Here is an 18,501-nt window from a genome sequence, read left to right as displayed (position 1 = left end):
GCGAAATCTTTAGCAACACCGCCGTATACTTTTGCAAGAGTAGTACAGATAGCAGCAGTTAGAGTTGTTTTACCGTGGTCAACGTGGCCGATAGTACCAACGTTTACGTGCGGTTTCGTACGTTCAAATTTTTCTTTAGACACAATCGTGTTCCTTCCTAGTTATGATTCGCCACGTTCATTATTGAGCGAGACGCGCCAGAAATTGCTATTTTATGCGCCAACTCTCGTTAGCGCAATATTTGGACGCATTGTTCTTTCAAAAAATGAAAAAAAATGCCTTCCTTTTGTTTAACCACGCTCTGCAATGATTGCTTTTGCAACATTGTTAGGCACTTCAGCGTACTCACTAAACTCCATAGAGTAAGAAGCACGACCTTGTGTCGCAGAACGTAAATCAGTTGCGTAACCGAACATGACAGACAACGGAACTTGTGCACGAATTATCTTCAGGCCAGCTGTCCCCTCGTCCATACCTTCGATGATGCCGCGACGACGGTTAATATCGCCAACAACGTCACCCATCCAGTCTTCTGGAGTAGTTACTTCAACTTTCATCATAGGCTCAAGCAGAACCGGTTGCGCTTCAAGTGCACCCGTTCTGAAAGCCATAGAGGCAGCGATTGTAAACGCCATCTCACTTGAATCTGTTTCATGGTAAGAACCATCATATAGTGTAGCTTTGATATCCAAAACTGGATAGCCAGCAAGCACACCATTGTTCATCTGCTCTTCAACGCCTTTAGCAACTGAAGCGATAAACTCTTTCGGTACGATACCATTGGCAATTTCATCCACAAAGACAAAGCCTTCGCCAGCTTCTGATGGTTCTAGTTTCAGCCATACGTGACCGTACTGACCTTTACCACCATGTTCACGGATAAATTTACCTTCCGCTTTCGCTGTACCACGAATAGTCTCACGGTAAGCCACTTGCGGGTTACCAACGTTGCAGTTCACGCTAAATTCGCGCTTCATACGGTCAACGATGATATCTAAGTGTAGTTCACCCATACCAGAAATCAGAGTCTGGCCAGTTTCCGCATCCATATCAACGCGGAACGATGGGTCTTCCGCTGCTAGTTTACCTAGAGCGATAGTCATTTTGTCTTGATCAGCTTGAGAGCTTGGCTCTACAACGATCTGAATAACTGGGTCTGGGAACTCCATGCGCTCAAGAACAATCTTATGGTTCTGGTCACAAAGGGTTTCACCAGTAGTCACATCTTTCAAGCCAATGATGGCTGCGATGTCACCTGCTCGTACTTCTTTTACTTCTTCTCGCTTGTTTGAGTGCATTTGAACAATGCGACCTAAGCGTTCACGTTGTTTCTTCACAGAGTTATAAGCTGTTTTACCGCTTTCAACAACACCAGAGTAAACACGGATGAAAGTTAAAGTACCAACGAATGGGTCTGTTGCAATCTTAAATGCTAGCGCTGAGAACGGTTCTTTGTCGTCTGCGTGACGCTCTGCTTCGTTCTCATCTTCATCGATACCTTTAATTGCAGGTACATCGACTGGAGAAGGAAGGAAATCAACAACTGCATCTAGAACTGCTTGTACACCTTTGTTTTTGAATGCACTACCACAAGTAGCAAGTACGATTTCATTATTAAGGGTACGAGTACGAAGACCTTGTTTGATTTCAGCTTCTGTTAGTTCACCTTCTTCAAGGTACTTATCCATCAGCTCTTCATTTGCTTCTGCAGCAGCTTCAACAAGTTCTGTACGATATTCTTCAGCCATTTCTTGCATGTCTGCAGGAATATCTTCGTACGTGAAAGTCATGCCTTGGTCAGCTTCATTCCAGTTAATTGCCTTCATCTTGATAAGATCGACAACGCCTTGGAAGTTTTCTTCAGCACCAATGTTCAGTTGAATTGGAACAGGAGTTGCGCCTAAGCGGTCCTTGATCTGTTCAACTACGCGCAAGAAGTCAGCGCCGGTACGGTCCATTTTATTAACGAAAACCATACGTGGAACTTGGTACTTATCAGCTTGACGCCATACTGTCTCTGACTGAGGTTCAACACCAGATGAGCCACAGAACACAACAACTGCACCATCAAGCACACGCAGAGAACGTTCTACTTCGATTGTGAAGTCAACGTGTCCAGGAGTGTCGATGATGTTAATACGGTGGTCCGAGAACTGAGCTTCCATACCACGCCAAAACGTAGTGGTTGCTGCTGAAGTGATCGTAATACCGCGCTCTTGCTCTTGCTCCATCCAGTCCATGGTTGCTGCACCATCGTGAACTTCGCCGATTTTGTGAGAAAGACCGGTATAGAACAGAATACGTTCACTTGTGGTTGTTTTACCTGCATCTACGTGAGCAACGATACCGATATTACGGTATTGCTCTATAGGAGTTTTACGAGCCACGGTTGAATCCTCTTATTAGAGACTTAGGGACTATTGCTATGTCTAGATTAGGCGTTAAAAGCGATGCTTCGCTAAAAATTGCTTGCCCTAGAAATAGCAATAGTTCCTAGCATAAGCATAGGAACTAAAGAAGTGCTGCAAGGAACCTTGCAGCACTAAAAAGGTATTACCAACGGTAATGTGCGAACGCTTTGTTTGCGTCAGCCATGCGGTGAACGTCTTCACGTTTCTTAACCGCAGTACCTTTGTTCTCAGACGCGTCTAGCATTTCAGCAGCTAGGCGTTGAGCCATAGATTTTTCACCACGCTTACGCGCAGCTTCAACTACCCAACGCATAGCAAGAGCGTTACGGCGAACCGGACGAACTTCTACAGGTACTTGGTAAGTTGAACCACCTACACGGCGAGATTTAACTTCTACCGCTGGGCGAACATTTTCAAGAGCTTCTTCAAATACAGCTAAGTGGTCTTTACCAGACTTCTCAGCCATTGAATCTAGTGCAGTGTAAACGATTTTTTCTGCAGTAGATTTCTTTCCGTCAACCATAAGGATGTTAACGAATTTTGCCAGCAATTCAGATTTGAACTTAGGATCTGGAAGGATCTTACGCTGACCTATTACGCGACGACGTGGCATGGATATTCTCCGTTGTCTTCTTCAGGTTTTTTCCAAAACTTTTCAGAATAATAAATAAAATAGTGTTTGGCCTTACTTAACGATTTCTTTTTAAAAAAGAGAATCAATTAAGACTTAGGACGTTTCACACCGTACTTAGAACGACCTTGTTTACGGTCGTTAACGCCAGCACAGTCAAGTGCGCCGCGAACAGTGTGGTAACGAACACCCGGAAGGTCTTTTACACGACCGCCACGGATTAGTACAACACTGTGCTCTTGTAGGTTGTGGCCTTCACCGCCGATGTACGAAGTTACTTCGAAACCGTTAGTTAGACGTACACGACATACTTTACGTAGTGCCGAGTTAGGTTTTTTAGGTGTAGTAGTGTAAACACGAGTACATACACCACGTTTTTGTGGGCACGCTTCTAGTGCAGGCACGTTGCTTTTAACAACTTGCTTTACACGAGGTTTGCGAACCAACTGGTTAATAGTTGCCATTAACTAGCTCCTGAAATTTACTTGAAAGTAAGCTTTGTGAAAAATCTATCCCTAATCACAAGTCGTAATTAGGGACGCAAAATTCTATTCAGCAGTGGGAGGTGTGTCAAGAAATATACAGATCTTTTTTAGCCGTCTAGAGCTCAGGATGGTCTGCTTTTAACCAAACTGATAAAACACAGCTACCAAGTGACTGATTTGTCGTTCAAAACCGTCAGTTTAACGAAGCCATCGAAGTCAACTTGATCAATGGTACTTGAGACAAGTAGTTGTAAACCTCGGCTATCGAGATCTGGTTTTAACACCGACACCTGCTCTACTGCGCAGATTTGAGTGAATAACTCATGATTGGGAAGGCAAACATACACCGCATCTTCCACCAAAAGATACTGATCTTGTGGCTGAGAATAGGTCAATGCGAGTTTAAGTTTGTCGACTGATTTTACAATATGAAGCATAGCGTCCCCTAGAAAGTCAGTATCTGTTGGCACTGAGCTAACTTCTGCGTTAACTCGTCGGCTTCAACGGTGGTCACATCGATCAGCAGGTTGTCTGCTGAAAGACCAAACTGACTCAGACTACGCTGACACACATACACCTGTTCGATGTCGTACAGGTCCATAAGTTTGAATGCAGAGATGTAGTCACGCGATAGTGTTTCGTCGGGCTGCTGCGCTTTGAGAAGCTGTGTCACGCCATCGCCAACAAAGAACACGGCAATGTCTTCAATATATGCGGACGCAGCAAGCAGGGCGTCTAACCCTTCTCTACCCGCAGCGGTCGTATGAGGGAAACTGTTAAATATAAAGGCTAACTTTCTCAAAACTGCACAACCCTATCTTGCGTTAGTAGCGCTTCCGATAAGCTTCCTAATCCGGCTTGAGTAAATCCAGTGGCTAGGTTAGAGGCACTTAGTTGATGTTGCTCTGCTTCTTCAGAGCTAATCACTCCGCGTCTTAGCGCAGCTGCCACACAGGTTTCAAGGCTAACATCGTGTTCATCAGCCAGCTTTTGCCAAGCAGAAGCTAAATCAAATTCATCGTTAGCCGGTACGGTAAGGTCTGAGCCGTTACTGACGCCATCTTGATAGAAGAACACACTGTGAAGTTTGTGGCCCTGTTTAATCAGAGCCACGGCAAACTGGTAGGCACTTCTTGCTGACTGTGAGCCATAAACTGGCCCATTCACTAGGAGTGTATAGCTTAGCAACCCTCTTCATCCTCTGTTTTACGTTGGCGGATGTATAGGTACACGGTGTGCTTAGAGATGTTCAGTCGCTCAGCAACGCGGTTGATCGCGTCTTTAATATCGAAAATACCTTTGTCGTACAGCTCCATCACGATCTGACGGTTCTTAGTATTGTTCGATACCGATTTGTCAGCGTTAATTTCTTCAATGGTGCGTTCAACCGTTTGGTCGACAAGTTCTTCAACGTCACTAGCGAAGTTAACCGATGATGCGGCTTCGTCTGCGTCTTGTGTAGGCATGAACGATTGCAGCACTTGTGAGAATGGCGCGTCTAGATTCACGTTAATACACAGTAGGCCAATCACTCGGTCTTCACCGTTGCGGATAGCAACCGTGATCGACTTCATCAACACTCCGCCTTTAGCGCGAGTGAAGTATGAACGTGAGAAGTTACGCTTAGAACCTTCAATATCTTTTAGCATCTTCAATGCAAGATCGGTGATCGGCGAGCCAACCTGACGACCTGTATTTTCGCCGTTGGCAATTTTAATCGCAGAAGTATTGAGGTCTTCTAAAGAGTGCAAAACGATTTCACAAAACGGACCAATAAGGCTCGCAATACCGTCAACAACGGCCTCATAAGATCTTAGAATGATTTTATCGTGTTCACTGAATGGCATAACGTGGACTGATTCCATTTCAAGTAACACATCTGCATTGACTGTTTCTGTAGTAGTCACTTATTCCTTACCTTCGTGTGAAAAATCAACAAATTTATGTAAGTTTATCAGAAAATTTTAATTGCACACCTAGCTAACATTGCAACTAGTGATTTAGAACAAGTTTAAAAATCAAATACTCATCTTCAAATCATAAAAAAAGCCTAACTCAAAGTTAGGCTTTTTATTCAATCAACGTATTTTAGTACGAGGCTTTTAACCGATATTACTGTGCAGGAGCTGCTTCAGCGTTATCGATGTTTAGTAGTTCTACTTCGAATACTAGCGTTGAGTTAGCAGGGATAGTCGGTGTGTCTTGCTCACCGTATGCTAGCTCTGGCGGGATAACGAACTTGTACTTAGAACCAACTTGCATCAGTTGTACGCCTTCAGTCCAGCCTGGGATTACGCGGTTAAGTGGGAATGTTGCTGGTTCACCACGGTCGTAAGAGCTGTCGAACTGAGTACCGTCTGTTAGCGTACCTTTGTAGTGAACTTGAACAGTATCAGTGTCTTTTGGAGAAGCGCCTTCGCCAGCTGTCATTACTTGGTAAAGTAGGCCAGATTCAGTTTGCTCTACGCCTTCAGTCTTTGCGAACTCAGCGCGGAAGTCATCACCTGCTTTCTTAGTTTCAGCTGATTTCTCTGCCGCTTGTGCTTGCATAGTTTCAGCAACACGCTTGTCTAGAGCTTCAAGAGCTGCGCGAGTTTCTTCTTCGTTCAGTGCAGTTTTCTCTGCGAATACGTCTTCGATACCTTGAAGAACCATATCTTTGTCTAGGTTAATACCTAGCTCGCTTGGCTTATCAATGCTTGTGCTTAGGTAGTTAGCGAAAGATACGCCGATTGCGTATGCCGCTTTGTCGTCTTCTGTTTTAAAGTTTACTGCTTCAACTTTAACTTCTTCAACCTGTGGAGCTTCTGCCTTTGGTTCTTCTTTCTGACAACCAACTGCTAGCATAACCGTTGCGGCAAGCAGTGATACTTTTAAAACTGATTTCATTGAATTCTCCAATTAATGGCCAAGCCATTGGTTATTGTGCACAAATCTAATGATTAGATTGGTGTGAATACGTTAGTTATAACAATATACTAGTCATATGTCTTTCGACACAAACCGGATTATTAGATGTGATGCGAATATTTTTCCACTCATTGCTATGTACAATTGTCATCGCCTTGTTAAATGGATGTTTTTTCTTCCAAGATGATGAGCAACGTTGGGAAATTGAACCCAATGGTGCCACCAGCTTTGCCCTTAGCAGAGATGGACGCTTCGCCCTGCTCTACTCTCAGAAAAAACAACTATTGCTTTGGGACCTTGCCGAAAACAAAGAGTTAGCTCAACTCGGCCCACAAGATCAATTAGAAAACCAAGTATCGCGTATCCGTATCTCGGACAATGGCCGCTTTGCCATTACCGCAAGCCAGATGAACTTCGCCGTTTGGGACTTATCTTGGACTCAAGCACAAGGGCTTTGGTCTATCTCCGATGGCTTAATTCGCGATGTCGATATCTCTAGCAATGGTGAAAAAGTATTGCTTGGCCTGTCTAATGGCAAAGCGATCTATGTGGACTTAGTCACCGGACGCCGTCTTGAGTTCCTTGCTCACCGAGAAAAAGTGAATTCAGTCTCCCTCTCTTCTAATGGCCGCTACGCATTATCAGGCGGCAACGACTACAAAGCTTACCTTTGGGATACCGAGTCGGGCTTGGTGTTGCGCACCTTTGAGCATGAACAAAGAGTAGTACGAGTCGCGCTACAACGCGATGGTGAACTGGCTTTTACCTCTGATGGCGGCAATCAAGCGATGATTTGGGATCTTGAAACGGGCGAACCTCAAGCGCAATTGCAAAGCTGGTCTCGACAGTTGATTTTCTCGAGTGCGCGTTTTTCTGATGACGGCAGTATGTTGGTGACGGGCACACCATCCAGCCAAGTGAGTGTGTGGAATACTCAGGATGGCAAGCGAATTTCTCGCCACGATGCTGAGCCATTAAAAGATGCTCGCCCTCCCCGTGCGGTAGTGTATGATGCAGCCTTTGATGATAAGAACCGTGTGATATCGGGCACCTCTGCGGGCATTGCCCAAGCTTGGAATGTGGATTAAGAACGATGACAGAAAAGCGAGTTGAACAACTAGAAAGCCGCGTAAATGACCTAGAGTGTCAGCTAGCTTTCCAAGAACAGACCATTGAAGAACTCAATGAAGCGCTTAGCCAACAACAAATGTTAATCACGAGAATGCAAGATCAGATGAAGTTCGTGGTTGGCAAAGTAAAAAATATGGATGGCTCTAATCTAGCTGACGCATCAGAAGAGACGCCACCTCCACACTATTAAGTGCGGTTCAAAATAACCAATTAAATCTAACGACGCATATCGTTAGTTTCTCGTCCTCAATGTGTAAACACATTTCAGGACGGGACATAGAAAACTAAGAGGGCGACAGATACTTATCTGTCGCCCTTTTGTTTATTTCATCTCAGTGAATAAGCTAAAGCCAATTAAGCCGATACCAACTTAGTCGTCGGCATAAATCTTCACTTCAACACGACCTTGAGTATCAACGCTTGCACGATACATTCCTGAGCTGTTCATACCAAAATGTATATCGCCTTGGCCATCGATAGCGATCAAGCCACCTTCTCCACCCATGGTTTTCAATTCACCTTGAATGATCGTTTCACAAGCGGTGTGCACATCTTCTTTCAGATAACGCATTCGTGCTGCGACATCACTGGCGACCATTTTACGTAGGAAGAACTCACCCATCCCGGTTGTTGAGACGGCAACATTGCCATTTTCAGCGATGGTTCCTGCACCAATGATCGGAGAGTCACCCACACGACCGTATTTCTTATTGGTCACGCCACCGGTACTGGTTGCTGCCGCTAAGTTACCCGCTTGGTCTAATGCGACCGCACCAACCGTGCCGTACTTTTTATCGTCAGGGTATTTCTCAGCTTGCTGCTGATCATATTTCGCTTCAGACAGAGCAAAGATGCCTTTCTCTTTCATCGACTGAAGTTGGTCATAGCGGCGCTCAGTAAAGAAGTAGTCTTGCTCGGTAAAGGTGTAGTCATGCTCAAACGCAAACTTCTCGGCACCTTCACCAATCAGCAACACATGGTCGCTTTTCCGCATCACATCACGTGCAAGCTCAATTGGGTTTTTGATATGGCGAACGCCTGCAATAGCACCTGCATCCATTTCGCGGCCATGCATCACAGAAGCGTCCATCTCAACAAATTCATCATGCGTTAAAACAGAGCCCCTACCGGCATTAAAGTGCGGGCTGTCTTCCATCACCTTAACCGATGCCACTACCGCATCCAGAGCATCACCACCCGATTGCAATATTTGATAACCAGCCAAAACCGATTTTTCCAAAGCCTCGGTAATACCCGCTTTTAATTCATAGCTCATTTGCTCGCGCAAGATGGTTCCTGCACCACCATGAATGGCAATTGAAAAAGGCTGTGACATACAAACTCTCCACTGACGTCGTCTTATAATGTTGTGCTATCAATACCACATCCATGGTTCGATGTCTGATAACGAAAACCAAACTTTTACGAATGCTTAGATTTGCGGACACTTAGTTTGGTAGAGAAAAGCGAGGTCAAAAAGCGAGACTCCTAAACGCAAAAAGCCTCCACAAGGGAGGCTTTCAAGATTCTTAAACTAAACCGTTAATTCGGTATTAGTGAGAACCACAGCTACCGCCGCCGCAGCAGCCGTCTTTTTTCTCTTCACCGTGGTCATGGCCTTCGCCACCACAGCAACCGCCTTCGTGGTCATGATCGTGGTCGTGACCGCCACAGCCGCCTTCTTGGTGTACGTGACCGTGTTGAACTTCTTCTTCAGTCGCTTCACGAACCGCTACAACTTCAACGTCAAACGTTAGAGTTTGGCCAGCTAGCATGTGGTTACCATCAACAACAACTTCGTCGCCATCTACTTCAGTAACTTCAACTGGGATTGGACCTTGGTCAGTATCCGCTAGGAAACGCATGCCAACTTCGATTTGCTCAACACCTTGGAATACGTCAGCAGGAACACGTTGAACTAGTGCGTCGTTGTGTTCGCCGTATGCGTCTTCTGGAGTAACAGTTGCAGAGAACTTGTCGCCAGCTACTTTGCCTTCAAGCTCTTTTTCAAGACCTGTAATTAGGTTGTTGTGACCGTGAAGGTAATCTAGTGGAGCTTCTGCAGTTGATTGGTCAACTACTACGCCATCTTCAAGTTTCACTTGATATGCAACACTAACTACTACGTTCTTTTCAATTTTCATGAGAGCTCCAAGGAGGTTTGGACTAAGCTCGAACAGTTGAGCTTAGGAAAAATTCTGTACCGGGATATTATGGGGATCAATTAACGAAACTCAATCATTCTGGCTTAAAAATACCGATCATTTCTTGATTCGCGTGTTCAGATTTCTCTACAGTTTTCGGTTTACGCTGTTCTGTGAAGTCACAATCGACACATTCCACCAGCTCGATATTATTTTCAATCCACCAACGGAGTGTGTCTTGAGTGTTGCAACTTGGGCAGCTTGCCCCTGCGATAAAGCGTTTTTTCTGTTTCACGTTCATATCCTTTACTGCTCTGGATTCGCGGTTCTTCCCACTCACTTTATTGATAAGTTAAGCAGAGACCGCGTTTATTATTAGGTTAGTTCTATAGTCTGTTATTTCTATGCCCAAGCTCTATTTCTAAGCTCAAGCATGAGTTATCACTTCAAGCTACTGCCAATAGTTTCGAGATTGGTGATCGTTTTCCATCTCGTGTCCAAAGATCTCTTCAAGTTCTTTACGAGCCTCTTTCGCTCTTTGGGCTAACTCGGCATCTTCGTTATGCTGAGGCAGCAACTCTTTCAGCATACCATTATCCAACTTTCTAAAGTGTGCTTCTGCTCGCTTCGCTTTATATGGATGCATGCCAAGTTCAGTCAATGTTTGACGACCTAAATCCAATGCTCCAAGGAAGGTTTCACGCGAATAGTTACTCACACCGTGGTTAAGTAGTTGATACGCTTCAACACGGCTTCGTGCACGCGCCAAGATCTTTAAGCGTGGGAAGTGCTGCTTACATAAATCGACGGTTTTCATGATTTCATCTGGGGAGTCAGTACACAACACAATCGCCTCTGCTTTATCAGCACCGGCTGCGCGTAATAGCTCTAGGTGAGTCGAGTCTCCGTAAAACACCTTGTAGCCGAACTTTCTAAGGATGTGTATTTGGCTGGCATCACTTTCAAGGACAGTGATACGAATCTTGTTGGCATACATCAGACGACCAATGATCTGACCAAAACGACCAAAGCCCGCAATAATCACTCGAGGGCTGCGATCAACCACATCCGAAGACATCGCACTTTCACTGATTTGATTAAGCTGACGTGCAAAGAATCGGTCTTGCAGTTTAAGCATCAATGGCGTGGTCACCATAGAAAGGCTCACAACCACCAGTAAGAACGACACTTGTTCGCCACTTAAGATGCCTTGAGCACTCGCCGCAGTAAAAATAACGAAAGCGAACTCACCACCTTGGCTAAGGATCATCGCCATTCGGCTGCGTGCTTTAGCTTGAGTGCCGAAGATACGAGCCAGCGCATACAGCACCAAACCTTTCAATACGACTAGCGACGACACTGCAATAAGTATTGCGAATGGGCTTTCTGCCAGTAGACCTAGGTTTACCGCCATACCCACAGAGATAAAGAACAGACCAAGCAGTAAACCTTTGAATGGATCAATCGCGATCTCAAGCTCGTGTCGATATTCACTTTCAGCCAGAAGTACGCCCGCTAGGAAGGTACCTAATGCCATCGACAAGCCAATCCGTTGCATGATCACAGCAATACCAATCACAAGTAACAGCGCCGCGACGGTGAATAACTCACGCACACCACTCATCACTACGTATCGGAAAAGTGGTCTCAACAAGAAGTGGCCACCGACCAGTAGGCCAATCACGCCACCCAGCATCCACAGCATGTCAGCCCAGCTACCGCCGGTATTACCCGCAAGTAGAGGCAACATTGCTAGCATTGGAATAACAGCGATATCTTGGAAAAGCAGTACTGCAAAGCCCGACTGCCCGGCTTCTTTGCCGCCGAGCTCTCGCTCTTCAATAACACGCAAGGCAATCGCAGTCGAAGACAGCGCCAAACCCATACCTATCACGAGACTGGTTTGCCAGGTTAATCCAAATAGACAGGCGATGGCGGTAATAATCAAGGTGGTGATCAACACTTGCGCCCCCCCTAAGCCGAGAATAGGCGCCCGCATCTGCCACAGTTTTTTGGGGTTAAGCTCTAAACCAATAAGGAAGAGCAGCAGCACCACCCCGAACTCTGAGAAATGTAGAATGGCCTCTACGTCACTGATTAGGCCAAGCCCCCATGGACCAATAGCGACACCCGCTAATAAGTAACCTAATACTGAACCTAAGCCTGCTCGCTGCGCGATAGGAACCGCAACCACAGCCGCCGCTAAAAATATAGCGCTACTTTGTAGGAAATCATTAGTCAGAGCCATCATTCGCTCCTATATCTTGTAGCGGATCTCGCAACCAATTTCGATATTCTTCAGCGTGTTGGTAACGCGTCATATCCGAGACATTTCTAGCCCAATGTAAAACTAAAGGTGACATCCAGTGCATCTGGCACAAAGCGGCAGTTAGCTCAAACGGTTGCAAGATCTCTTGTAAGGGATACTTATTATAGCCTGCAGCACCAAACGCCTCTTCTTTACCACCCGTGGTGATAACACTGCGCCAATGCTTACCCTTAAGTGCACTTTGCTCACCAAACGCAAAGCCCTTGCCTAATACTCGATCAAACCACTCCTTCAATAACGAAGGACAAGAATACATAAACAGAGGATGCTGGAACACAATCACATCGTACTGCAGAAGCAGTTCATGCTCATAAGGCACATCAATAAAGAAGTCAGGGTAGATGGCGTAGAGATCATGAACTTTGACATGACCGAGCGACTCTACCTTCTTAACCATCATCTGGTTAGCAATAGAGGTTTGCGGCTCTGGGTGCGCGTAGATGATCAACACCTTTGGCACGACTTTGTCTGTCGAGGGAGTATTACTCATTCCTTTGAAACATTCCTTTGAGGGCTAAACGGTGGCAAGGCCACAAGAATTTAAGCAAAAGTTATTAATATGTTATTGGCATCATAACGCAAATTGCATTGTGATCGACTTTTATCTGGTTTCAGCCTACTATGCAGGCGTCTGTTCACCTCTAATTTCTATGCTATTTCAATTATGATTATTTTCTCTGATATTCAATTGCTACGCGGCGGTAAGCCACTCCTCGACCAAGCATCTGCGACTTTTCACCCTGGCGACAAGATCGGTTTGGTTGGTAAAAACGGCTGTGGTAAATCTACGCTATTCGCCTTAATTAAGGACGAACTGTCTATTGATGCGGGTTCATTCAGTAAACCAGCCCATTGGGAAATGGCTTGGGTTGCTCAAGAAACACCTGCATTAGAAAGAACAGCAATTGAATACGTGATTGATGGCGACCGTGAATACCGCGGCCTTGAAGATCAACTAGAGAAAGCTGAACAAGCCGACAATGGCACATTGGTAGCAGAGATCCACGGCAAGATTGAAACCATTGGTGGTTACAGCATAAAGGCACGTGCTGCCGAGTTACTGGATGGCCTAGGCTTTAGCCAAGAACAAATGACATGGAACCTGACTCAATTCTCAGGTGGTTGGCGTATGCGTTTGAACCTAGCGCAAGCCCTACTGTGTCGCAGTGACCTACTGCTACTCGATGAGCCTACCAACCACTTGGATTTAGACGCAGTAATGTGGCTCGAGCGTTGGTTACAAAGCTACCCTGGCACGCTAGTGCTTATCTCGCACGATAGAGACTTCTTAGACCCTATCGTCAACCGCATCGTGCACGTTGAAAACCAACAGCTCAATGAGTACACGGGTAACTACTCATCGTTCGAAACCCAACGAGCGCAAAAACTGATTCTGCAACAAGCGATGTACCAAAAGCAGCAGAAACAGATGTCTCACATGCAGAGCTACATTGACCGTTTCCGTTACAAAGCTTCAAAGGCTCGCCAAGCGCAAAGCCGTATTAAAGCGCTAGAGAAAATGGAACAAGTGCTGCCTGCTCAGTTTGATAATCCATTCAGCTTTGAATTTAGAGAACCAGACGCACTACCAAACCCAATCATGATGATGGATGAAGTATCAGCGGGCTATGATGACAATCTGATTCTAGAGAAAATTCGCCTGAACCTAGTACCGGGTAGCCGTATTGGTCTACTTGGTCGAAATGGTGCTGGTAAATCAACACTGATTAAACTGCTTTCTGGCGAACTTAAACAGCAAGGCGGTGAACTGAGTTATTCGCAAGGCGTTAAGATTGGTTACTTTGCACAGCACCAGTTAGAAACGTTGCACCCAGAAGAAACACCGCTGCAGCACATGATGCAGATTGCCCCTAAACACACCGAGCAACAATTGCGTGATTACCTAGGTAGCTTCGGTTTCCAAGGTGAAAAAGCGCTCGATAAAGTGGCACCCTTCTCTGGTGGTGAAAAAGCGCGTTTAGTTCTGGCGCTACTGGTATGGCAAAAACCGAACCTGTTGCTACTCGATGAACCAACCAACCACTTGGATCTCGACATGCGTCAAGCGCTGACTTTTGCCCTGCAGACGTTTGAAGGCGCAATGGTTATCGTATCGCACGACCGTTACCTACTGCGTGCAACTACCGATGATTTATACCTTGTACACGACCGCCAAGTCGCACCGTTTGATGGTGACTTAAGCGATTACTACAAGTGGCTAACCGAGCAACAGAAAGTTGAGCGCAAAGAAGCACAAGCATTGGCACCAGCCAAAGACGGCGCCAACAGTGCAGCAGCGAAAAAAGAGCAGAAACGTAAAGAAGCCAAGTTCCGTAAACTGACGGCACCACTTCGTAAAAAGCTCACTCAATTTGAAAAGCAGATGGATAAATTAACGCAGGCTCTTGAAGAAGCTGAGCAAGAATTATCCGACACATCACTGTATGAAGCTGAAAATAAGGCTAAACTGAATAAAGTACTCGCTCTCCAAGCGAGCAGTAAGTCACAGCTAGAAGAAGTTGAAATGGATTGGATGTCCACTCAAGAAGAGCTTGAGCAGATGGAACAGGATATGGATAGCTTATGAGCCCAGAGCACGCCCCAATATCACTAACACTGGAACGACTATGGCAATTTAGCCTTCAGTATTACAGTGTGCGCGGTGTAAAGGATGCGTGCCTAGCTTTGCAAAACCAGTTCCACGGCAACGTCAATCTACTGCTGCTTCTCAAATGGCTTGATGAGCAGCAATTGTCTTTTGCTGAAGAGGAGTGGCACAAGGTTCAACAGTGCTTGAGCCGCTCTGAAACCCTGCTTCATAGCTATCGAGAGCTACGTAAACATCTCAAAGCACACGTTGTCGACTCTCTATACCGTGAAGCGCTAAAGTTTGAGTTACAGCTTGAAAAGCAACAACAGTCCGATCTGGTCGACTGTATAAACTCCCTACAGCTGTACGCTAACCAGCAATCACCGCTCACTTTTCAGTACTGTCGTTTATTAGGGGCTGAAAACCTCTACGACGCTTTTTCTGAACCAGCACCACAGCCCTAGCTCATTCTCTTTCCCTTTTATTCAATCAAGATCCAAGCTTAACCTTGATATTATTCAAACGGTTACCCATAGCCTGTTTTTGTATCTCGTATAAGTGAAGCCTTGCGCTTATGCCGAGAATCAACCAAGCTCAAATAAAAACGTGGGCGTTTCGTTACAAACTCAACACGTTATCAAAACCCGTAAAAGAAGCATGGATCGTTTTTATGACAATATTTACCGCAGCTGCTGGTCTCTCTAATCCGCACTTACAAACCTTAGTGCCACGGTTTATTCGAAAGCAGGCGCTGTTTCATCCTCACTGGCAAACCTTAGAAACACCCGATGGTGACTTTCTTGATCTTGCTTGGAGCGAATCACCAGACGGTGACACCTCAAATAAGAATGATCGCAGTAGCAAGCCGATATTCGTTCTATTCCACGGTTTAGAAGGTAGCTTTGAGAGCCCTTATGCCAATGGATTAATGAATGCGTTTGCTAAAGATGGTTGGTTGTCCGTGATGATGCACTTCAGAGGCTGCAGCGGAAAACCCAATCGCCTGGCTCGCGCTTACCATTCAGGTGAAGTCGAAGACGCGCGCTTTTTTCTAAGACACCTGCACGCCCAGTTTCCGAATAACCCTAAGGTTGCGGTTGGCATATCTTTAGGTGGAAACATGCTGGCGAACTATTTGGCTGAGTACGCAGACGACCCATTGCTGTCGGCGGCGACCATCGTATCTGCTCCTTTTGACTTAGCGTGTTGCTCTAGTCGTATTGAGCGTGGTTTCTCCAAGCTCTATAAGAAGTACCTGCTCAACTCTCTAAAATCGAATGCGCTAAAAAAGGTTAACCTGCTGCAGGAAAAACTTGGCATCACCGCTGAAGCCATCAAGAACATCACCAAACTGTATGAGTTTGATGAACGAATCACTGCGCCTCTGCACGGCTTCAAAAATGCACAAGATTATTATGCGCAATGTTCTGCTCTGCCTAAGCTCAATAAGATCAAACTACCGACTCAGATCATTCATGCCAAAGACGACCCTTTCATGACCGATGATGTGATCCCAAAATTTGTTCTGCCCGATAACATCGATTATCGACTGTTTCAAAAAGGCGGCCATGTTGGGTTTATTACTGGCAGTACACTCAAGCCAAGGTTTTGGTTAGAAGAAGCCTTGCCTGCCTACTATGAAAGTATCCAAGATTCGGCATAATGACCGAGCCTTAGTAAATAGAAGTAAAACAATACTAAGCACACGCATTTCTACATCAATAAACCTATTTATGAACATAAAAGAGAGAAGTATTTATGATCATCCCATGGCAAGACATTGCGCCAGAGACGCTGGAAAACCTCATCAAAGAGTTCGTGCTGCGTGAAGGCACAGACTACGGCGACGTAGAGGTTTCACTGCAAAACAAGATTGATCAAGTGAAACATCAATTAGCTTCAGGAGAAGTCAGCATTGTGTTTTCTGAGCTCCATGAAACCGTTGATATTCAAGTCACAAAACGCTTCTAAGCTGCGCTCATAAAGGAGCCGTGTTATAGTGGTAAACGATTGCTAACAAGTAAGTTACTCAAAAGACAAGGGTTGTCATGTCCGCTAAACATCCAATTATTGCGGTGACGGGTTCATCTGGAGCCGGCACCACCACCACCTCAGAAGCCTTCCGTAAAATGTTCAATATGATGGACGTGAAGGCAGCTTGGGTTGAAGGGGATAGTTTCCATCGCTTCACTCGCCCAGAGATGGATGTCGAGATCCGTAAAGCGCGCGAGCAAGGTAAGCACATCAGCTACTTTGGTCCACAAGCCAACGACTTTGGTGCGCTAGAAGAGTTCTTCCGTAAATACGGTAACGAAGGTACAGGCAAGGTACGTAGCTACCTGCACACGTTCGATGAAGCCGTTCCTTACAATCAAATGCCAGGCACCTTTACGCCATGGCAAGAGATCCCAGAAAATTCAGATGTGATGTTTTACGAAGGCCTGCACGGCGGTGTGGTTGATGGCGATATCAATGTTTCTCAACACGTCGACTTGCTGATCGGCATGGTACCTATCGTCAACTTAGAATGGATCCAGAAATTCGTTCGCGACACACGCGATCGTGGTCATTCTCGTGAAGCAGTAATGGACTCGATTGTTCGCTCGATGGATGATTACCTTAACTACATTACTCCTCAGTTTTCGCGTACTCACATCAACTTTCAGCGTGTTCCAACGGTAGACACATCAAACCCTCTCAACGCTAAAGGGATCCCAAGTTTAGACGAAAGCTTCGTTGTTATACGTTTGCGCGGCATCAAAAACGTCGATTTCCCTTACCTTTTAGCTATGATTGATGGCTCATTTATGTCTCGCCACAACACGCTTGTGGTACCAGGAGGGAAGATGAGTTTTGCTATGGAGCTCATTGTAAGGCCGATCCTACAACAACTCATCGAAACCGGAAAAATTGGTTAACAGAGCACCATTCTGGTTGATTACTTTTCATACCGTGATCATGTGCACAATTTTGCGTAAAAAATCGTAGCTTGGTCACGATTAAAATCAAGAAATAGTACCTGAAAAAGGATACTATTCTTAAACGAAACACAAGATAGCTTGCAGCGCTCAACGAGTGCTCTTATCCTACAAGTCAATCCAGGCTTAGCTAAAATACGGAAAGCGGCAAGCATACCCTGCAGAGGAAGTGAGATATTATGGTTCTAGGTAAACCTCAAACCGATCCAACATTAGAGTGGTTCCTTTCACACTGTCATATTCATAAGTACCCATCAAAAAGTACTTTGATTCATGCTGGTGAAAAGGCAGAAACCTTGTACTACATTGTTAAAGGTTCTGTGGCAGTTCTTATCAAAGACGAAGAAGGTAAGGAAATGATTCTTTCTTACCTAAACCAAGGCGACTTCATCGGTGAGCTAGGCTTATTCGAAGAAGACCAAGAGCGTACAGCTTGGGTTCGTGCAAAATCTCCTTGTGAAGTAGCTGAAATTTCTTTCAAGAAATTCCGTCAACTTATCCAAGTGAACCCAGACATCCTAATGCGTCTATCAGCGCAAATGGCAAACCGTCTACAAGTAACTAGCCAAAAAGTTGGTGACTTAGCGTTCCTTGACGTAACTGGTCGTATAGCACAAACGCTACTAAACCTAGCAAAACAACCAGATGCAATGACTCACCCTGACGGCATGCAAATCAAGATCACTCGCCAAGAGATTGGCCAGATCGTTGGTTGTTCTCGTGAGACAGTTGGTCGTATCTTGAAGATGCTAGAAGAGCAGAACCTAATTTCTGCACACGGTAAAACTATCGTGGTATATGGCACTCGTTAATCTCGATTAACTGAGCCTAAAATTTGAAAGCCACCAAATGCAAATTTGGTGGCTTTTTTGTGGTTCATCGCGGATTAGCG

At 45.4% G+C, this 18,501-nt stretch carries 22 protein-coding genes; 8 read left to right on the top strand and 14 right to left on the bottom strand.

What is annotated here, in order from left to right:
• From AB4274_RS21640 to fkpA, 9 genes are all read right to left on the bottom strand, one after another.
• Positions 1 to 143, bottom strand: a 143-nt coding sequence (locus tag AB4274_RS21640; RefSeq protein WP_240798929.1) for a GTP-binding protein, incomplete at its 3' end; no start/stop codon positions are given.
• A gap of 147 nt (positions 144 to 290) precedes the next feature.
• The gene (fusA, locus tag AB4274_RS21635) at positions 291 to 2,387 is read right to left on the bottom strand and encodes an elongation factor G (protein WP_017061101.1); all 2,097 of its coding nucleotides are present in this window, start codon (positions 2,385 to 2,387) and stop codon (positions 291 to 293) included.
• A 166-nt stretch (positions 2,388 to 2,553) separates the two neighbouring features.
• A complete protein-coding gene (gene rpsG, locus AB4274_RS21630) occupies positions 2,554 to 3,024 on the bottom strand; it encodes a 30S ribosomal protein S7 (protein ID WP_010435163.1) in 471 nt (156 codons plus the stop codon).
• A gap of 107 nt (positions 3,025 to 3,131) precedes the next feature.
• Positions 3,132 to 3,506, bottom strand: a complete 375-nt coding sequence (rpsL, locus tag AB4274_RS21625) for a 30S ribosomal protein S12 (RefSeq protein WP_004737194.1) — start codon at positions 3,504 to 3,506, stop codon at positions 3,132 to 3,134.
• Positions 3,507 to 3,688: 182 nt separating this feature from the next.
• On the bottom strand, positions 3,689 to 3,964 hold the full coding sequence (tusB, locus tag AB4274_RS21620) for a sulfurtransferase complex subunit TusB (RefSeq protein ID WP_017063711.1): 276 nt from the start codon (positions 3,962 to 3,964) through the stop codon (positions 3,689 to 3,691).
• Between the two features lie 8 nt (positions 3,965 to 3,972).
• Positions 3,973 to 4,329: a sulfurtransferase complex subunit TusC gene (tusC, locus tag AB4274_RS21615; protein WP_372113202.1), complete on the bottom strand. Its 357-nt coding sequence runs from the start codon at positions 4,327 to 4,329 to the stop codon at positions 3,973 to 3,975.
• Complete coding sequence (tusD, locus tag AB4274_RS21610) at positions 4,326 to 4,715, bottom strand: sulfurtransferase complex subunit TusD (RefSeq protein WP_017063709.1); 390 nt, start codon at positions 4,713 to 4,715, stop codon at positions 4,326 to 4,328. Before tusD ends, tusC begins: the two co-directional genes overlap by 4 nt.
• Entirely contained in the window at positions 4,709 to 5,434 is a 726-nt protein-coding gene (locus AB4274_RS21605; RefSeq protein WP_004729851.1) for a transcriptional regulator, read from the bottom strand. Before AB4274_RS21605 ends, tusD begins: the two co-directional genes overlap by 7 nt.
• Before the next feature lie 205 nt (positions 5,435 to 5,639).
• Positions 5,640 to 6,416: an FKBP-type peptidyl-prolyl cis-trans isomerase gene (fkpA, locus tag AB4274_RS21600; RefSeq protein ID WP_017068826.1), complete on the bottom strand. Its 777-nt coding sequence runs from the start codon at positions 6,414 to 6,416 to the stop codon at positions 5,640 to 5,642.
• 131 nt (positions 6,417 to 6,547) lie between these two features.
• Between fkpA and AB4274_RS21595 the strand changes: the two genes are divergently transcribed.
• Complete coding sequence (locus AB4274_RS21595; RefSeq protein WP_102320012.1) at positions 6,548 to 7,525, top strand: WD40 repeat domain-containing protein; 978 nt, start codon at positions 6,548 to 6,550, stop codon at positions 7,523 to 7,525.
• Between the two features lie 5 nt (positions 7,526 to 7,530).
• A complete protein-coding gene (locus tag AB4274_RS21590; protein ID WP_009848930.1) occupies positions 7,531 to 7,758 on the top strand; it encodes a SlyX family protein in 228 nt (75 codons plus the stop codon).
• A 180-nt stretch (positions 7,759 to 7,938) separates the two neighbouring features.
• On the opposite strand, the gene AB4274_RS21585 is transcribed toward AB4274_RS21590, so the two are convergent.
• From AB4274_RS21585 to kefG, 5 genes are all read right to left on the bottom strand, one after another.
• Positions 7,939 to 8,904, bottom strand: a complete 966-nt coding sequence (locus AB4274_RS21585) for an isoaspartyl peptidase/L-asparaginase family protein (protein ID WP_017066209.1) — start codon at positions 8,902 to 8,904, stop codon at positions 7,939 to 7,941.
• A gap of 217 nt (positions 8,905 to 9,121) precedes the next feature.
• Positions 9,122 to 9,712 (bottom strand): peptidylprolyl isomerase, encoded by a 591-nt coding sequence (gene slyD, locus AB4274_RS21580; RefSeq protein ID WP_017061108.1) that lies wholly within the window; start codon positions 9,710 to 9,712, stop codon positions 9,122 to 9,124.
• A 94-nt stretch (positions 9,713 to 9,806) separates the two neighbouring features.
• The gene (locus AB4274_RS21575; protein WP_029235422.1) at positions 9,807 to 10,007 is read right to left on the bottom strand and encodes a YheV family putative zinc ribbon protein; all 201 of its coding nucleotides are present in this window, start codon (positions 10,005 to 10,007) and stop codon (positions 9,807 to 9,809) included.
• Positions 10,008 to 10,163: 156 nt separating this feature from the next.
• A complete protein-coding gene (gene kefB, locus AB4274_RS21570) occupies positions 10,164 to 11,960 on the bottom strand; it encodes a glutathione-regulated potassium-efflux system protein KefB (RefSeq protein WP_017068828.1) in 1,797 nt (598 codons plus the stop codon).
• Positions 11,947 to 12,531, bottom strand: coding sequence for a glutathione-regulated potassium-efflux system ancillary protein KefG (kefG, locus tag AB4274_RS21565; RefSeq protein ID WP_017071307.1), 585 nt, complete (start codon positions 12,529 to 12,531; stop codon positions 11,947 to 11,949). Before kefG ends, kefB begins: the two co-directional genes overlap by 14 nt.
• A 174-nt stretch (positions 12,532 to 12,705) precedes the next feature.
• Between kefG and AB4274_RS21560 the strand changes: the two genes are divergently transcribed.
• The 6 genes from AB4274_RS21560 (at position 12,706) to crp (ending at position 18,421) form a co-directional block, all read left to right on the top strand.
• A complete protein-coding gene (locus AB4274_RS21560) occupies positions 12,706 to 14,628 on the top strand; it encodes an ABC transporter ATP-binding protein (protein WP_372073450.1) in 1,923 nt (640 codons plus the stop codon).
• Positions 14,625 to 15,095, top strand: coding sequence for a TIGR02444 family protein (locus AB4274_RS21555; protein ID WP_017061113.1), 471 nt, complete (start codon positions 14,625 to 14,627; stop codon positions 15,093 to 15,095). Before AB4274_RS21560 ends, AB4274_RS21555 begins: the two co-directional genes overlap by 4 nt.
• A 206-nt stretch (positions 15,096 to 15,301) precedes the next feature.
• On the top strand, positions 15,302 to 16,294 hold the full coding sequence (locus AB4274_RS21550; RefSeq protein ID WP_019825349.1) for a hydrolase: 993 nt from the start codon (positions 15,302 to 15,304) through the stop codon (positions 16,292 to 16,294).
• Positions 16,295 to 16,389: 95 nt separating this feature from the next.
• Positions 16,390 to 16,602, top strand: a complete 213-nt coding sequence (locus tag AB4274_RS21545; RefSeq protein ID WP_010435208.1) for a YheU family protein — start codon at positions 16,390 to 16,392, stop codon at positions 16,600 to 16,602.
• 77 nt (positions 16,603 to 16,679) lie between these two features.
• Positions 16,680 to 17,549: a phosphoribulokinase gene (locus tag AB4274_RS21540; protein ID WP_010435210.1), complete on the top strand. Its 870-nt coding sequence runs from the start codon at positions 16,680 to 16,682 to the stop codon at positions 17,547 to 17,549.
• A 239-nt stretch (positions 17,550 to 17,788) separates the two neighbouring features.
• Positions 17,789 to 18,421, top strand: a complete 633-nt coding sequence (gene crp / locus AB4274_RS21535) for a cAMP-activated global transcriptional regulator CRP (RefSeq protein WP_004729651.1) — start codon at positions 17,789 to 17,791, stop codon at positions 18,419 to 18,421.
• The last annotated feature ends 80 nt before the right edge of the window (positions 18,422 to 18,501 follow it).

The sequence above is a fragment of the Vibrio sp. 10N.261.55.A10 genome, from assembly GCF_041470825.1.
GTDB lineage: Bacteria > Pseudomonadota > Gammaproteobacteria > Enterobacterales > Vibrionaceae > Vibrio > Vibrio crassostreae_C.
The sequence above is the reverse complement of the archived record's forward strand: the minus strand, read 5'-3'. Positions and strand labels throughout refer to the sequence as shown.

Excerpts from the sequence above, each read along its gene's own strand:
- rpsG (WP_010435163.1), bottom strand. The coding sequence starts at position 3,024 with ATGCCACGTCGTCGCGTAATAGGTCAGCGTAAGATCCTTCCAGATCCT.
- rpsL (WP_004737194.1), bottom strand. The coding sequence starts at position 3,506 with ATGGCAACTATTAACCAGTTGGTTCGCAAACCTCGTGTAAAGCAAGTT.
- tusB (WP_017063711.1), bottom strand. The coding sequence starts at position 3,964 with ATGCTTCATATTGTAAAATCAGTCGACAAACTTAAACTCGCATTGACC.
- fkpA (WP_017068826.1), bottom strand. The coding sequence starts at position 6,416 with ATGAAATCAGTTTTAAAAGTATCACTGCTTGCCGCAACGGTTATGCTA.
- AB4274_RS21595 (WP_102320012.1), top strand. The coding sequence starts at position 6,548 with ATGCGAATATTTTTCCACTCATTGCTATGTACAATTGTCATCGCCTTG.
- AB4274_RS21590 (WP_009848930.1), top strand. The coding sequence starts at position 7,531 with ATGACAGAAAAGCGAGTTGAACAACTAGAAAGCCGCGTAAATGACCTA.
- AB4274_RS21585 (WP_017066209.1), bottom strand. The coding sequence starts at position 8,904 with ATGTCACAGCCTTTTTCAATTGCCATTCATGGTGGTGCAGGAACCATC.
- slyD (WP_017061108.1), bottom strand. The coding sequence starts at position 9,712 with ATGAAAATTGAAAAGAACGTAGTAGTTAGTGTTGCATATCAAGTGAAA.
- kefB (WP_017068828.1), bottom strand. The coding sequence starts at position 11,960 with ATGGCTCTGACTAATGATTTCCTACAAAGTAGCGCTATATTTTTAGCG.
- kefG (WP_017071307.1), bottom strand. The coding sequence starts at position 12,531 with ATGAGTAATACTCCCTCGACAGACAAAGTCGTGCCAAAGGTGTTGATC.
- AB4274_RS21560 (WP_372073450.1), top strand. The coding sequence starts at position 12,706 with ATGATTATTTTCTCTGATATTCAATTGCTACGCGGCGGTAAGCCACTC.
- AB4274_RS21555 (WP_017061113.1), top strand. The coding sequence starts at position 14,625 with ATGAGCCCAGAGCACGCCCCAATATCACTAACACTGGAACGACTATGG.
- AB4274_RS21550 (WP_019825349.1), top strand. The coding sequence starts at position 15,302 with ATGACAATATTTACCGCAGCTGCTGGTCTCTCTAATCCGCACTTACAA.
- AB4274_RS21545 (WP_010435208.1), top strand. The coding sequence starts at position 16,390 with ATGATCATCCCATGGCAAGACATTGCGCCAGAGACGCTGGAAAACCTC.
- AB4274_RS21540 (WP_010435210.1), top strand. The coding sequence starts at position 16,680 with ATGTCCGCTAAACATCCAATTATTGCGGTGACGGGTTCATCTGGAGCC.
- crp (WP_004729651.1), top strand. The coding sequence starts at position 17,789 with ATGGTTCTAGGTAAACCTCAAACCGATCCAACATTAGAGTGGTTCCTT.